Raw genomic sequence first — 14,630 nt, forward strand, 5'->3', positions numbered from 1 at the left:
AGGAGGGGTGGATCCCGCGCCGGGCGGGAGACGGGGTGGTTCCTCGTGAGTTACAAATATTTCGTAAGTGCCAGCTAATTTGCGATGAAGGATTTAGAGTAAAGTTTCTTGATTTAAACTGGATTAATTGAACTCCCGCAGCTTGCTCCTGGTTAAAAGATGATTTTCCCCCGCCAGGCAACCCTTCCGTCATTCCTGCGGAATGCCACCTTCCCTTGAAAAGGGAAGGAGCTCTTTATTTTTACATTTTATACCAAAAGTACTCTAAAGGCTCCCCTCCTTTTTTAAAGGAGGGGTGGATCACGCCTCGGCGGGAGACGGGGTGGTTCTTGTGAGTTCCAATTCATCTGGCCTACCTGCAATCGTAGCGGGCAGATCTAGAGCTTATAAAAAAATAAAAACCGTCAATTCCAACTGTAGATTGACGGTTTTTCTATGATTAGACCTGAACAAAAACAGGCAAATAAAATCTTAAAACAAGAAAGCCAGGAGTTGCAACTTAGTACCTGCCACAAGTAGTGTTACGAACAGTAGCGAAAGTCCCAGGAGGTAACTCCAGAATTTAGAAGATCTACCTTCTATAAGATCCAGTATTGCATCTTCAGTTTTATTTTTTAATTTACAGTTATAACGAAGGAAGCTGTCCTGGTGGATCACTTCTCTTCCTTCTTCGGTGATCACATATTTATCACCATCTGGTTTTATAAAGCCCAGGGACTCCAGTTCAATAATTACTTCGGCTTTCCAGGATTCATAGGTATAATTCTTTAATATACCCCGCTGGTCTCTGATCTCATAGAGAACATGATCCAATTTATACCAGGAGGATAATTTTGAAGTGTTACAGGCATCTGTTGTCATAGGCGAAAATCGTTTTAGGGATTAGTTTACGCTTTGCTTATATCCTAAATTAACAAAATTTTTAGATTTGCGCGACGCCCAAAATGTTAAAATTTAAAAAGAGGCCAATATTCTTTTGTTGCTAAAAAGAGATAAACTCTTTTATATTTAGTTTCCGTCTGAAGACCAGACGATAACGAAATATTTCAATAAAAAACCAGATTGGATTGAAACAGAACTTAAAATAAAAATAATGAAGAACCCGGTTAGAATGTTTTACTTAACTGTATACCGACTCCAAATATGGGGGATTGTACAGAATTAAATTCGGCACCCAACTGTACATCAAGATTGAGATATTTACGAAGTACACCTAACTCAGAATAGATATAGCCAACTTCCTGTTTAGGTTCATAAGGGGTATGGTATCTTCCGTAGTTATTTCCGTAGGTGAACATTAATTTATAAGGATAGCTCACAAAATAATTGAAGAACTCTCCTCCTATTCCAATATGATGGGTAGTAAAATTGTTGTTTATTATTCCCACCAGCGTATTCCTTACAGGGTTAACAGTGAAAAAGGTGCTCCCAGGACCATATTTTGATAGGTCCAGCCCGATCGATAAATTCCACTTACGAAGTAGTCATCATATTTATGCACACCCAGTAGTGGTCTGGCTCTGGTGCTTTGTATAATAAAATTCATAAATGACAGAGTTAATGAAGTTTTTCGTATCATTCGTTTCAAAGTAGATCCCATAGCGTCCATCAGGAGTATTTCCCAGCAACTGCCCCGATAAGTCTTCAAATAAGTGCTGATAAAGCAATTCTATACTGAAATCCCTAAACCCCTTCCGCACGTTAAATTCATAGCCGCCCAGGTGGTTCCCAAGAGTATTTAGCTGATCATTCACCGTGGCGTTTTCTCTTCCGCTTTGGCCAGTAATAAGCCTGAGGTAATCCCTGGCAGAGGACGGCTGCGGTCCCCACTGCGGAGAATTCCCGCCCCATTGTACAAAATGCTGAAGTCCCGCCTTGAATTGCCACTCACTTTGAGTCCTGTATACAAACAGAAAATTTTTGTGATGAAGGCTGGCATATTTCACATACCTGTCAGTCCCCATCAGGTATTCGTTGTAAGAACCTTCAAATCCAAATCCCGTTTCATTGTCCGGATCAAAAGGAAACAGTGGGCCATTTGTACCAATTTGTACTCCCGGTAAAGGTTGTGTATTAAGAGACCAGAGGATACTCCTGTTGGATGCGCTCAGCCCCCGGTATAGTTCTTTCTTTTGCTTTTTCCCAAGTGTAAAATACAATCGCTAAGTTCTCAAAATGCCCGTACAATTCATCGGGAACAATAACGCCATCAAAGCCATCGTGAAACAAAACTCCCGCACCTACTTCAAAAAAAGCAGTAGCGTCCAGTTCATAAACTCCCTTCCCTGAGATCCAGGTGGAAATATTGGTCTCTTCAGAAACTCTGCCCCTCTTATTGTGGTGCAACCAAAACGGCAGATCCTCCTGAGAAGAATAAAAACCCACTACACTGGCCTCCCCCGAAAAATACATTTGAGACTGCGCAGCAGGCGCAACAAGTAAAAGAAAAAAAACTGCCGGAAATGATAAAAATCTCATTAGTAGGGATTCGGGGTAAATTCTGCGCAAATATATAGTATTTATGGCTGAGAGAATAATGTGACTGCTTAATTGAACTTTAGCATTTAGTGCAAATAATATTATTCAGTATAACGGGTGGGTAAGTGATTTATTGGAAGATATAGAAGAAAGGACAGGTTAAATATTTCTGTCAAGGTGTATTTAAGGCTTCCGGAAAAGATTTTCCGCTGCTCAAGAACAGGGTATTAAAAAGTCTTTCTCAAATTGAGCCCGGCTCCATAGATAGGGGCTGCGGTACTGTTGAATTCTGCAGCCAGTTGGATATTAAGCTCTACAACATTCTGTAAAACTCTCATTTCGTAGCTCCAGTAAAGTACCTCCTGAGGGATGTTATAGGGTTTGGAGTAGGTGCCGTAATTTTTTCCAAAGCTCAATAATAACTTATAAGGATAATTAATATACCTCCCTGAAAAATCTCCACCTATGCCCAGGTGGTGCATAGCAAACCTGTTGTTGCTAATCCCCATACCCCTGGGAGCAGCGGTAAAAAAGGGAGTACCTATTACCTGCTGATCATAGGTCCAGCCGGAGCGATACCCATCATCGTAAAATAATTTTCCGGAATATTTTTATTATCTCCAAACCTACTTTGATTTTTCGTATAATAAAATTCATACATAAAAGAATTCACCAGGCGATAAGACTCTGTAAATTCAACAAAAAAGCCATAGCGGCCGTCAGGAATATTCGCCAGTCTTGAACTAAGCATAGGTTTCAAAAAGATAATTGTACAGGAATTCTATAGAAAATTCGTCAAATTGTTTTGAGACAGACAGCTCGTAACTTCCTATGTCATTAGCAAGATTTCTTGCACCGTGGCCCAGGCTAAGTCACTACCTTGAGATAATCCTTCATAGACTGAGGCCTTTTCCCCTCTTCTTCCGATGTTCCTCCCCACTGCGCTATGTGCCTTAGCCCTGCTTTTATTTGTAGATCATCTTCGCCCCGGTAAACCAGAAATAAATTCTTGTTGTGCACTTTTACATTATTCACATACCTGTCATCCAGTAAAAAGTATTCTTCCCAGGAACCTTCAAATCCAAAACCGTCCTCATTGCGGTTAAAATATACCTACTTGTTGGTACCAATTTGTAATCCTGGAATTGCCCGGGAATTTAAAGACCACAGGATGCTCCTGTTGGAAGCACTTAAACCATTGTACAGCTCCTCCTGGTGCTTAATTCCCGCTGTTATATATAAATCTTCTGTTTGGAAATGAGCATAAGCCTCATCAACAGCAAATTCATCCCCTTCGTTGTCTCTAACCAATCCTCCCGCTCCAATTTCAAGACTGGAATAAAAACCTGTTTCAAAAATTGCTTTACCGGAGACCCAACCTGCTACGTTGGTATTCTCCAAAATCCGCCCCCGCTTGTTGTGGTGCATCCAAAAGGGAAGATTGTCCTGTGAAGAAACCATTCCCGATAAATTTACTTCTCCACTGTACTCCGCCTGGGAAAAAACAGCTACGGAAACAAAAGAAAAAAGGAGGAAACTTATTATACTTCGATTTACCATCTGCTAAGCTTTAGGATAGGATTTATCTCATCTAAAATAGGCAGAGCAAATTAAGGAAATATTTAAGCTTTTGTTAAAAAAATTTAAAAATGATCAGATGTAAACTCTATTTCGACGTTTAAAAGCATAATGATCAAGAGATTGACTCTTCTTCGTGGAAAACTGCTTTTCATCGAGTCGGGTATTTTTTATAATAAGAAAATTCCTTAAAATAATAAAGCTCACAAGAAGTTATTCCCGTGAGCTTTCCGGATTGACCGGATTCATTTTTTTATTTTTTATTTCCTGTTCTTCGGTAGAAAAGGTAACCGCGGCTTCTACCACATGGCAGCTTTCCCTTTTAATTTATCCCAGAACTTTTCTTTATGAGCCCCATAGATGTAGCCGTATTTGTTTCCATATCCAAAGTTTACCAGTTTCACATCATTCAGCACAAAACTTACATCGTGAAGCTTACCGTCATTCCTTGCATCAATCGCAAAATCCAGAAGGCGCTTTTCTGAATAACCTGCACGTACCAGATACAAAGTAAGATCAGCAAACTTGTTGATAAGGAAGGTATCTGTTACCAGCATCACTAAGTGCAGTATCTACTACTATATAGTCATACTCTGATCGTAAATTGGCAAACAGCTCATCGGCACGATTCTGTCTCCAGAGTTCTGATGGGTTGGGAGGAATACTTCCTGAAGCAAGTAAATTTAAATTAGAATGTAAGGATGATTCTTTGATCAATGATTCCAGTACTATTTCTTTGTTCACCAGGTAATCACTTATCCCTTTGTTGTTCCTGGCATCAGACTCATACCTTTGTAACTGTGGATTTCTAAGGTCTGCTCCCATGATCAGCACCTTCTTTCCGGCGTTTGCAAGAGTTAGTGCAAGGTTAAAAGCAACAAAAGTTTTCCCCTCTCCTTTTACACTGGAAGTTACAAAGAGCACATTGCCGCTATCGGTATTTGTGGAATTAACCAACAGGTATTGGAGGTTTGTATGTAAGATCCTGAAAGCTTCAGAGATCACAGATCGGTCGTTTTTCGAAATAATCTCCTCTTCCTTCTTGCTCACTTTGGGGATCTCCCCTACTATTGGAATGATCTTCGCCACAGCCTGCATATCTTTCTGGCTCTCAACCTTATTGTTAAACAGGTTCTTCAGATAAATAATCAGGAAAGGAATAATAAAACCAAGAATAAGTGCTGCTAAAAGTATGATCTTTGATTTTGGGGAAACAGGTTCATTTAAGCTGTATGCACTGTCTACGATCTTTGCTTTAGGCGCAGTAACAGCCAAGGACAAACTTGTTTCTTCTCTTTTCTGCAATAAAAAAAGATAAAGTGCTTCTTTTATATTCTGCTGCCGCTCAATACCACGAAACTGTTTTTCTTTCCCGGGAACGGTAGCTATACGTCCGCCTATTATCGCAGCCTGTTGGTCCAGATCTTCCTTTGCAATCAACAGGTTAGACTTCATCCTGCGTAAGCTGGCAAGAACATTTTCCTTGATTTGGTCTATACTGTTGTTCAATCTCACGACTACCGGGTTGCGCTCTGTAGATCCGCTAAGGATCCTGTCACGTTCCAGTACTAAATTGTTGTATTCTGAAATAAGGGAATTTACTCCGGTTTCAGAAATCCCCAGGTTCGCAGGTAAAAGGTCAGATCCTGTTCCCGAGGTGATATATTCGATCATAGCGTTACTAAGCTCCAGCTGGGTAGCCACTTCCTGCTGCTGCTTGTTGTAGTCGCTCACATTTTCAATGAACATTTGGGACTCTGCCTGGATATCAGTGAGACGGTTAGTTTCTTTAAATTGCTCTTTTCCGGTTTCTACTGAGTCCAGTTCCCGGGTAATAATGTCCAGTCTATCTTCAATAAATTCAGCTGTATTACGGGCTACTAAGTTTTTGTCTTCAATTGCCTGGCGATTGTATTCCAGAATAAGTTGATCGAGAATATCCTGTGCTTTTTCCTTTACGGGATCCTGCAGGTTTAATTCTATTAAGCTGGAATTTTTATCGGTTAAGTTCAACTGCATTTTTTGTCTGTAAGCCGCTGAGACATTATCTACAGAAGAGAAAACTACCGTCACAGGAAAATAATATTCCGGGACGGCTTCAGGGTTTCTGTTTAAAACTACAGTACCAAAATCGAGATCTACGGGCTTACCATATTTAGCTTTAATTTCAGCACTAAGTCTCCTCATTTACAAGTTTGATACCACTTTCTTCATTTTCATGGATCTGAAATCTATAGGACTGCTTAAGTTTTTCTTCATCAAGCACCAATAGCTGTACCTCTACAGGTTTCTCCTGATAAACTTCAGAGGTCCTCACATTTCCATCTACAAAGTACTGAGTATTAAGCTGAAGCCCTTTCACTACCTGGTTCATCAGCTGTTTAGATCTCAGGATCCCCATTTCGTTCTCCAGGCTGTTTGTTCCCATTCCGCTAAGGAGTCCAAGGCTTTCAAAAGCAGCGAGTTCAGACATCGCTCCGCCGTTCTTTTCGTCTTTGATTATTATTGTTGCAGTAGTCTGATAAATGGGAGTAGAGTACCTTAAATAAAGAAAGGCCAGTAAAAGACACAGGACGACACTGCCTACAAAAGCAGGCCAGTAACGGGAATATTTTTGAAATTCCTCCCGAAGATCAATTTCTTCTTCCTGTGGTCGGTTCGGGGTGTATTGTTGTTGTGACATAATTTATCGGGTAATCAAAATAGCCAGGGAAATTAAAACAGAGGCTATGGAAATATAAACTGTAGCATTCCTGTTGTAGGCTGCACCCTGCTTTTGGGCGCCGTTCGGCTCAACATAAACCACATCATTCTGTTGCAGGTAGTAAAAAGGGGAGTTCACCACGTTGGCGTCGGTAAGGTCGAGGTAAGCTGATTTAGTAACGCCGCCTTCTTCCCTCATAACCAGCACATTCTCCCTCATTCCGTAGATGCTCATATCGCCCGCAAGGCCTAAAGCTTTTGGCAAACTTAAATACTCATCCTGTATAGTAAAAGTTCCGGGACGGTTTACTTCTCCCAACACACTTACCTGGAAGTTGACAATCCTAACGTTGACAATAGGGTTCTGCACATAATCAGAGATTTGTTGCTTCAGTTTTGCCGCCAGTTCCTGTCGGTTCAGTCCTGCAACTTCTACCGTTCCCAAAATAGGAAATTCAATATTCCCTTCACTGTCCACCAGGTAACTTTGTAACTGTGGAGTTCCGGAGACTCTCATCTGTGCCTCTATTCCTGCGCCCATTGCAACTCCCACTACGGGTAAGTTAAAAGGCATAACAGCCTCGGGCTCGGGTCCGGAAACGGAAATCGTAAGCAGGTCATTTGGCTTAATACTTAAATTGCTCCTTGAAGCATCAGCCACCTGCTGCAAATCCTCAATGTTCTGAAAATAAGTGATCTTCTTCCCGGAAACACAGCTACTTACAAGCACTGCCAAAACCGAAAAAATAAAAAATTTGGGGAGTTTCATTCAATATAACTTTTTGCAAATATATATTTATGTTAAGGAAAACTTAATGTTCAGGATGTTAAATGTGAGGTCTCGGTTCATGGTTATTAGTTGTAGGTTATCAGTTGTAGGTTATCAGTTGTAGGTCTTAGTTCCTGAAACTGAAATCCTAAACTTTCGCCTCTTGTCCTCTTTACTTATTCAACCTGAACAAGAACTTCAAACTTAAAACATTGAACTATGAACCCTTTTACGATGCTTCCACTAATTCTTTCTTGACTTTCTCTACCCTCTCAATCTTGATCCCCTCCATTCTTGGCACTGTAGTGTGAGTAGGTTTGGCTTCTCTGTCGGTTATGATTTTTAACCTTGTAACCACCAAAAAGGTAAGGGAGTACATAAATACCACTACAAAAGTGAGCCATAGGTTGCTGAGTTTTGTCGACAGATAAAAATAAGAGCTTATTACCAGCAGGTTATACATAGCAAGGCTAAAGCTGGCACGGAAGTGAGTCATACCTAAATCCAGTAAAATATGGTGAGCGTGATTACGATCTGCAGAGAAGGGACTTCTTTTATCCAGTAACCTTATAACAATCACCCTCAGGGTATCAAAAGCAGGTATAAACAGTACACTTGCAATAAGAAGTAACCTGTTGGCCGGAATATGTCCATCAGTTAAAATTTGAGTTTGCGGTGCCATTACTAACACTTTAATTGTGAGAAAAGCAAGGATCAAACCTATAACCAGCGAACCGGAATCTCCCATAAAGATCTTTTTCCTGCCACGCGAGAAGTTAAACCTCATAAAGGCTGTAAGTATTCCCACCAGGCCTGTGCTTACCAGTACAAAATAAGAATTCCCGGTCGTATAAAAAATTCCCGCATATACTCCCGCAATTACGATCCCAACCATAGAGGCGAGGCCGTCAATCCCGTCAATAAGATTATAGGCGTTGATAAGAGCAATTGCAATAACAGCATTAATGGCATAACCCATTAACACAGGTATCTCATAGATGCCCCAAAACCCATGCAAATTTGACAGTTGCATTTCAGGAGAAAATATTAGAAAGCAAATAGCCGCCAATTGTCCAAAGAGTTTTACCCTGGCCGTAGAGATAACAAGGTCATCCTTGATCCCAACCATAAATAAAATAGTAATTGCAGCTATAAGATGGTTTCCTACATAGGTCAAACGTAGCGTTTGCAGCGTGGTAAGTAGCAGGATGAGCGTTACATAAAAAGCCACTCCCCCAAACGAAGGGGTAGCCGTTGAATGCGAACTGCGGTCATTTACCTGTGCCATTAAATTCTTCTCCTTACTCACCCAAAGAACTTTTGGGATTAAATAGTAGGTAAGGCAAAAAGCAATTAAGAACAGGCCTCCTATAAATAGTAAATTGTAAGTCCGAAACAATTCTACAATTGTTTCCTGATCAAGGATGTTCATATTAGTTGTTTTTGGATGTAAGTTACTTTTATGTTAGTACCAATCCGTAGGGGAAATCTGGTATTTTTGGTTGTAAAGTTCTAAGTTATAGGTTGTCAGTTATAGGTTGTAGGTTCCTGTTTATAGGTTATGGGTTATTGGTCCTTTCTTTCGAATTCATCCGGCAGCCTTTCCTCTTTCCTTTTTTGCCTCTTTTACTCTTTAACTTTTAACTATTAAATCTTAACTATTTACTAATCAAGGTTTTTCATCAAATTTGAATTATACTGCCTAAGCACATCTGAAATTCTCGGCATTCCAATCCTGTAACTTCTTGTAACGGGTTCTTCGTTATTATAATTGTATTCCCAGCGAAATTCTTCAGTTGTTCTTATCTCCAGGTGTCGATTTCTGTAAATCTTTCCGGGGAACAGTGGAAAGGCAATTTGAAAACCTGCTGTCGTTCCTAAATCGCTCCAGCCTCCGTGAAGTCCTACATCCACAGTTCCAAACTGCTTTATCATATCTGCTCTAATCCCCCTGTCGCCAAACATAAATTGACCGCCGCTCAGTTTAAAACTTAAATTTTGAAAATTGGGCCGGAACTCCACATCGGTAACCAAGTGAAGATCTTCCAGGTCTTCGGAATAAAATCCATCAGCATTCAGCCAGTAGAATCCTGTATAACCTGCCTCCAATCCAAAACTCCATTGACCATCTAAGGGAGCATACCTGTACTGGAAATCTATTCCGTAGGTGTCATAATAAAAAGTTCCCACACTTAAAGCCACGAAATGGCTGTTCACAGGCTGTATAAAATAGTGCAACATACTGGGAGCAAGCCGTGGCTTCATATCCTGTGCATCCAGGGAATTCTCTACCGGAATGCTAATCCCGGTTTGTACACTCAGCCCCGGGGCAAGATAGATCCTGCTGTCCAGCACTACATTAAATTTTACCTGGAAAGGAGAGCTGTAATATCCAAACCTGGCGGAAAGATCGGGATGAATCCGGAAATGAAACCTGTAACCGCTAATTTCATCCCTGAAGAACCTCCTGTCTTCTTTACTCAGTGCACTAAATTCAAAAGTATCGGCCGTATAATTTCCTATCGGCCTGCTGTGATGCAGGGGAACGAATATTAGTTCTTTTTGCTCTTCCTGCAGTAGCAGGTTAGCATACCGCATACTGTGAAATGGGCTTCGAAATTCCCGATGTTCAAAATAAACTTTGGTGGTGTCTTTTTCCTGCTTTACCTGTACATTTTCAAATCCAGCTTCAAAAAGCTTTTTTTCGATGTCCTGTGCCTGCACTGCGCAACAAAAACAGGCAAGGCAAAAGCTAATCCAGTGTTTTCTCATAGCGTCGTAGACTACGGGGTGAGAAATCTAAATTTAGCTGGGTACTTACCTGGAAAGCCAGTTCCTTTGCTTCAAAAGTATAAGCCTGCAAATACAACCATTCTTTAAATTGTATAAAAGCACTAGGCATTAAATGTTCGGGTATCATATTCCAGCATTATTCCGCCGAAGCTGACAGGCATATAAGACAGGCCTCCAAAAAATCCCGTAAGGTAATTGCCATGTTTATAATCTGATTTTTCCCTTAACTCCAGGGATTTTAGAAAATCCTCCTGTTGAGAATTTTTCCTGATAACAAAAGGAGAACCGTAACCGCCTGTGACCTGAAAGTTTCCAATCCCGGTAAGGAAATTTTTTGTAACCACTAAGTAATCGTGAGCCATAACCGGGGAAACTGATCCCGGTGGAGTCCAACCCAACACAATAGCCGGAATATATTTTTTCTCCCGCAACAGTCTAAACCTGAAATCCAGTTGCTTAGTCTCCAACCCCAATTTTGTCTGCCATCAGTGGCTTGGTAAGCTATGCTAAGATTTGCTTCCATAAAGGAAGTAAAGCTTATCCTGGCATTATAAAAGTTTACCGTATTCCTTTCCCCCGGAGAACTAAAAATAGAATACTTGTCAGGGAGGTAAGAAAACGTAAGCCCCAGTTCCCGGTCCTCCTGCCAGTGAGCAGTAGGAATGACCATTAAACCCGGTTTCCCCAGGAAGTTAAGTTGTGGAAAAGCGGAATGCCAGATGAGGCATCCCGCTGTAAAAAATAAAATTCTAAACCTACTGTACAAATGGTTCAGATTCCTTTGTTATTTCCGGCTTTTCGTAACCAAACCTGTACTTAAGGCTTAAACCTACTTCCGGCCCCTGGATAGAAACTTCATTATTTACTATTGGCCCATCCTGGTTCGCGCGATAGTTCTGGTTGTATGTTCCGGTATTATACCTTCCTTCCAGGGCTACCCCAAGCTTGTCTGAAAAATAATATTCCAAACCTGCCTTAAAGTTGACGCCATAATTATTACCGCTAAAAGTTTCAGGAGAAATTGATCCTGTCCCGCCGCTAACTTCCCGGCTCACTTTGTTCTGAATAAAGTACCTGTTAATTCCAACTCCTGCAAAAAAATCAAAGTTGGTGGCAATTAGATCGCTTCCGCGGTATACAAGTCCCACAGAAACAGGAATAATGGTCTGTTCCATTTTTTCGGCTATGGTAAGTCCGTTACCAAAACTTTGCACACTCTCGTAATCGGCTGACCATACTCCAACTCTTCCGTCTAAAGCTATACTTTTCCAAAGGTTTAATTCGGCACTTACAAAAGGCATTGCTGCTCCCTGTTTAAAGTCGCCTTCGCCTTCATAATTGGCTAAAAAAGCTCTTTCGTCAACGCCACTGTAAGAACGTTCCCAGTAGGAAACACCCAGGCCAAGATTGTTTAATTTTATTTGTGACTGACCATTATAGCTGATGAAGCCCAGGGCCAGTAATATTACTGCTGTATATTTTTTCATTTTAATAATTTCTCTGGTTAATTAGTTGGAATTAGTTACCTGATCCCTGGTTGTGACAGGAGTTAAGTGCGCTTGTAAGCAAAGTGTTTGCCTGAGCTTTAGCAGCGTCAAAAGCAGCTGTTACTTCAGCCGTACGAAGGGTTTTTCTCTCCTCGGCCCATGCTTTTTCTTCAGCCATGGTGTCTTCAAGTAATTCCAACACTAAATTATTCCACTCAATTAATGAAGCTCTTGCATCTATAGCATAAAGCAGGGTTAACTGACGGATCTGAGCCTCCAGTTCAAAATTTCCTGCAGCCGCAGCAGCATCAGCCGCCGCAAGAAGATCTACCAGGACAGTAGTTATATCTGCTGTATTTGTAGCAAGACGTTCTTCCTGCTCTACCAGCCTTTGCTCATAACGCGTATCAGCCTCCCCTAATCTGCGGGTATAGTTGCCATCTACAATGGCAAGATTTGCATCTCTCTGCGCCTCAAGATCTTCAATTTTAATCTCGTAAGATAGTCTGGCAGCATCTGCACAAGGTCCGCTTACGGACTGACTACGGATATCTGAATCATTAATATCATAAACAACAGCAGATTTATTTGCTGAAGAACTTATTCTGAAATCAGTACTAAAGTTAATAACGGGAAGTAATTGTCTTACTGAAGCTGGAAGGGAAAGTGCGTCTCTTACCGCCTGTAGATCTGAACTTAATTCGACAGATGGATCGAGAATATTGTTTATAGCTTCAGCGTCAAGATTTTGAGCAGCGGTATTTACGGCGGGTGGAAGTTGTTCAATAAAGGTTTCTACTTCCTCCAATTTAGCCTTTGTTGCTGCACTCACTTCTCCGCTTTCTCCAAGATCCATTACTTCGTTTATGATAGCCTGGGTTTCTTCAGAGTTTGCCACCTCTCCCACTTCGGGTTCGGTAACTTCTTGGTCTTCATCCACAATGGTGGGAAGATCTCCTATTTGATCAAAATCGGTATTGACAAATTCATAAGGATCAATAAATTCCAGGTCTTTGGAACTACAGTTGATCAAAAACAACGAGCACAGGGCCAGGCAACAAAAGCTCAGCCTCCTGCGCTGCAGGGGGTAAATTTAAAATTCATAAGATTAATTGGTTTGATTTAATTGTTAATAAATGGGGCTTCAGGATATGATTTTTAAAGAATTTGCATAGTTATTAAAAATTACCTGCATATCCTAACAGGTTTTTCTTTAATTATAATGATTTTACATCACAACGTCAACTATTAATAATTTATTTAACGATTAATATAATATTTCTTAAATCCATTAAAAGCCCAATGCAAAAAGTAGTATGAGGACTTTATAATGCTAAAATTCTCAACCTCTCTGTAAATTTGCCACACATAGGGAATGAGCTTGCGTTTGCTTCTGGAAACCGAATCTTTCCTCATACGATAAGCTGCAAGAGGCTCTTGAATACCATAAGCAAAATCCACCTCTTTCAAAATGGCTAACCACAATCCCCAGTCCTGTCTTTTATTCATTATCGGCATATAATATTTCCCTATCCTTTTAATATCAAGAAAGGCGGTCAAACAAGGAATAGGACAGGCTTTAAGGACATCTTGATATTTAACTTTATCTGGAACGATGAAGTCACTCAGTAACGGCTGCAGTGATTCATCCAGTCTCCGGTAGGAGGCAAATACAAATTCGTAATTATTATTCTGACAAGCATTCAAAGAATTTTCTAAAAATGAAGGGAACCAAATATCATCTCCATCTAAAAACGTAAGAAAATCTCCAGTTGCTGCTTTTATTCCCTTGTTTCTTGAAACTGCAGGACCTGAATTAACTTCATTTTGAAAGAGTGTTACTCTTTTATCTTTTTGAGAAAATTCTTTAATATAAGACACCGTTTTGTCTAAAGAACAATCGTCAATAATAAGTAATTCCCAATTTTGATAAGTTTGATTAAAAATAGACGAAATCGTTTCTTTTATATATTTTTCGGAATTAAAGGTTGGTGTAACGATGGATATTAATGGACCTTTCATAAATTTTTTTGAAATTTCATCTGCTTATTATAGGTGTAAATATTCCTTTGATCATTAAAAAAAAGCTCTCAAAAAATTCGTTTCGCTTTTATATTTATCATGTTTAGTAACAGCAAAATATAGGGCATACCAAAAAGCAAGGAAGGAACCTAATAATGCTTTTGTAACTTTTCCTCTATTTAAAAAATACTCAGAGTTGAATCCGTGGAACCATTCAGATTGCTCTTGTTTAACAGCACCAATAACTAAAGGACAATAAATAATTTTTAACCCTTTTCGCAAACATTCGAACAAAAAAAGATTTTCTTCACCGGGACCATTTTTCGTACCTGAACCAAAACGTAAATCGAATTGAATATTGTTTTCAATAATGGATTTTCTTTTAAAAGAGATTTGGCAGCTCCCTATGCGTAACGCTTGAGGATAACTAACCTTATAGCCTTTTTTAGGATAAATCTTTCCAGGATATTCTAACGCAAAGGCAATTATATCTGCGTCGGGGTTTGCTATATAAGCTTCCAAAATATCTCTCTCATAATTAGGCTTTAAAATCTCATCATCATCTACAAGTAAACATATCTCGTTTCTTGCCTTATTTATTGCCATATTTCTACTCCTAGAAAGACCTCTTTCTTGTGTGGCAATTATTCTAGCTTTCTTTCCGTCGCAATGAGAGAATTCTTGGATGGATTCTTTGTCAGTTTGATTAATAACTAAAACATCACTTGTCGCATTTGCTGCATAAACTATACTTTTGTCTTTTTGATGCATACAAGCAATTAAAACTTCTAATTTCATAT

Annotated in this window: 20 protein-coding genes; all 20 read right to left on the reverse strand. The window is 40.0% G+C overall.

Annotated elements, in window-relative coordinates; genetic code table 11:
* Positions 1-471: 471 nt before the first annotated feature.
* Entirely contained in the window at positions 472-861 is a 390-nt protein-coding gene (locus tag LZ575_RS12630) for a hypothetical protein (protein ID WP_235324900.1), read from the reverse strand.
* 245 nt (positions 862-1,106) lie between these two features.
* Positions 1,107-1,388: a hypothetical protein gene (locus LZ575_RS12635; protein WP_235324901.1), complete on the reverse strand. Its 282-nt coding sequence runs from the start codon at positions 1,386-1,388 to the stop codon at positions 1,107-1,109.
* Between the two features lie 105 nt (positions 1,389-1,493).
* Positions 1,494-2,159, reverse strand: coding sequence for a capsule assembly Wzi family protein (locus tag LZ575_RS12640; protein ID WP_235324902.1), 666 nt, complete (start codon positions 2,157-2,159; stop codon positions 1,494-1,496).
* Positions 2,074-2,478, reverse strand: coding sequence for a hypothetical protein (locus LZ575_RS12645; RefSeq protein ID WP_235324903.1), 405 nt, complete (start codon positions 2,476-2,478; stop codon positions 2,074-2,076). Before LZ575_RS12645 ends, LZ575_RS12640 begins: the two co-directional genes overlap by 86 nt.
* Positions 2,479-2,705: 227 nt before the next feature.
* Positions 2,706-2,987 carry a hypothetical protein gene (locus LZ575_RS12650; RefSeq protein ID WP_235324904.1) on the reverse strand — a complete coding sequence of 94 codons (282 nt, stop codon included), beginning with the start codon at positions 2,985-2,987 and terminating at the stop codon, positions 2,706-2,708.
* A gap of 35 nt (positions 2,988-3,022) precedes the next feature.
* The gene (locus tag LZ575_RS12655; RefSeq protein WP_235324905.1) at positions 3,023-3,229 is read right to left on the reverse strand and encodes a hypothetical protein; all 207 of its coding nucleotides are present in this window, start codon (positions 3,227-3,229) and stop codon (positions 3,023-3,025) included.
* A gap of 116 nt (positions 3,230-3,345) precedes the next feature.
* A complete protein-coding gene (locus LZ575_RS12660; protein WP_235324906.1) occupies positions 3,346-3,513 on the reverse strand; it encodes a hypothetical protein in 168 nt (55 codons plus the stop codon).
* A gap of 78 nt (positions 3,514-3,591) precedes the next feature.
* Entirely contained in the window at positions 3,592-4,038 is a 447-nt protein-coding gene (locus tag LZ575_RS12665) for a hypothetical protein (protein WP_235324907.1), read from the reverse strand.
* A 317-nt stretch (positions 4,039-4,355) separates the two neighbouring features.
* A complete protein-coding gene (locus tag LZ575_RS12670; RefSeq protein ID WP_235324908.1) occupies positions 4,356-4,616 on the reverse strand; it encodes a hypothetical protein in 261 nt (86 codons plus the stop codon).
* On the reverse strand, positions 4,573-6,243 hold the full coding sequence (locus LZ575_RS12675) for a GumC family protein (protein ID WP_235324909.1): 1,671 nt from the start codon (positions 6,241-6,243) through the stop codon (positions 4,573-4,575). Before LZ575_RS12675 ends, LZ575_RS12670 begins: the two co-directional genes overlap by 44 nt.
* On the reverse strand, positions 6,230-6,739 hold the full coding sequence (locus tag LZ575_RS12680) for a Wzz/FepE/Etk N-terminal domain-containing protein (protein WP_235324910.1): 510 nt from the start codon (positions 6,737-6,739) through the stop codon (positions 6,230-6,232). Before LZ575_RS12680 ends, LZ575_RS12675 begins: the two co-directional genes overlap by 14 nt.
* Positions 6,740-6,742: 3 nt before the next feature.
* The gene (locus tag LZ575_RS12685) at positions 6,743-7,528 is read right to left on the reverse strand and encodes a polysaccharide biosynthesis/export family protein (protein WP_235324911.1); all 786 of its coding nucleotides are present in this window, start codon (positions 7,526-7,528) and stop codon (positions 6,743-6,745) included.
* Between the two features lie 229 nt (positions 7,529-7,757).
* Positions 7,758-8,960: an MraY family glycosyltransferase gene (locus LZ575_RS12690; RefSeq protein WP_235324912.1), complete on the reverse strand. Its 1,203-nt coding sequence runs from the start codon at positions 8,958-8,960 to the stop codon at positions 7,758-7,760.
* A gap of 233 nt (positions 8,961-9,193) precedes the next feature.
* Entirely contained in the window at positions 9,194-10,300 is a 1,107-nt protein-coding gene (locus LZ575_RS12695; protein WP_235324913.1) for a YjbH domain-containing protein, read from the reverse strand.
* The gene (locus tag LZ575_RS12700) at positions 10,281-10,430 is read right to left on the reverse strand and encodes a hypothetical protein (RefSeq protein ID WP_235324914.1); all 150 of its coding nucleotides are present in this window, start codon (positions 10,428-10,430) and stop codon (positions 10,281-10,283) included. The genes LZ575_RS12695 and LZ575_RS12700 overlap by 20 nt, the downstream gene beginning before the upstream one ends.
* Positions 10,423-10,788 carry a YjbH domain-containing protein gene (locus LZ575_RS12705; RefSeq protein ID WP_235324915.1) on the reverse strand — a complete coding sequence of 122 codons (366 nt, stop codon included), beginning with the start codon at positions 10,786-10,788 and terminating at the stop codon, positions 10,423-10,425. The genes LZ575_RS12700 and LZ575_RS12705 overlap by 8 nt, the downstream gene beginning before the upstream one ends.
* Positions 10,789-11,076: 288 nt before the next feature.
* Positions 11,077-11,808, reverse strand: a complete 732-nt coding sequence (locus LZ575_RS12710; protein WP_235324916.1) for an outer membrane beta-barrel protein — start codon at positions 11,806-11,808, stop codon at positions 11,077-11,079.
* A 31-nt stretch (positions 11,809-11,839) separates the two neighbouring features.
* Positions 11,840-12,841 carry a hypothetical protein gene (locus LZ575_RS12715; protein WP_235324917.1) on the reverse strand — a complete coding sequence of 334 codons (1,002 nt, stop codon included), beginning with the start codon at positions 12,839-12,841 and terminating at the stop codon, positions 11,840-11,842.
* A gap of 227 nt (positions 12,842-13,068) precedes the next feature.
* Positions 13,069-13,830, reverse strand: a complete 762-nt coding sequence (locus LZ575_RS12720) for a glycosyltransferase family 2 protein (RefSeq protein WP_235324918.1) — start codon at positions 13,828-13,830, stop codon at positions 13,069-13,071.
* 54 nt (positions 13,831-13,884) lie between these two features.
* Positions 13,885-14,628, reverse strand: a complete 744-nt coding sequence (locus LZ575_RS12725; RefSeq protein ID WP_235324919.1) for a glycosyltransferase family A protein — start codon at positions 14,626-14,628, stop codon at positions 13,885-13,887.
* Between the last annotated feature and the right edge of the window lie 2 nt (positions 14,629-14,630).

It is taken from the genome of Antarcticibacterium sp. 1MA-6-2 (genome assembly GCF_021535135.1).
GTDB lineage: Bacteria > Bacteroidota > Bacteroidia > Flavobacteriales > Flavobacteriaceae > Gillisia.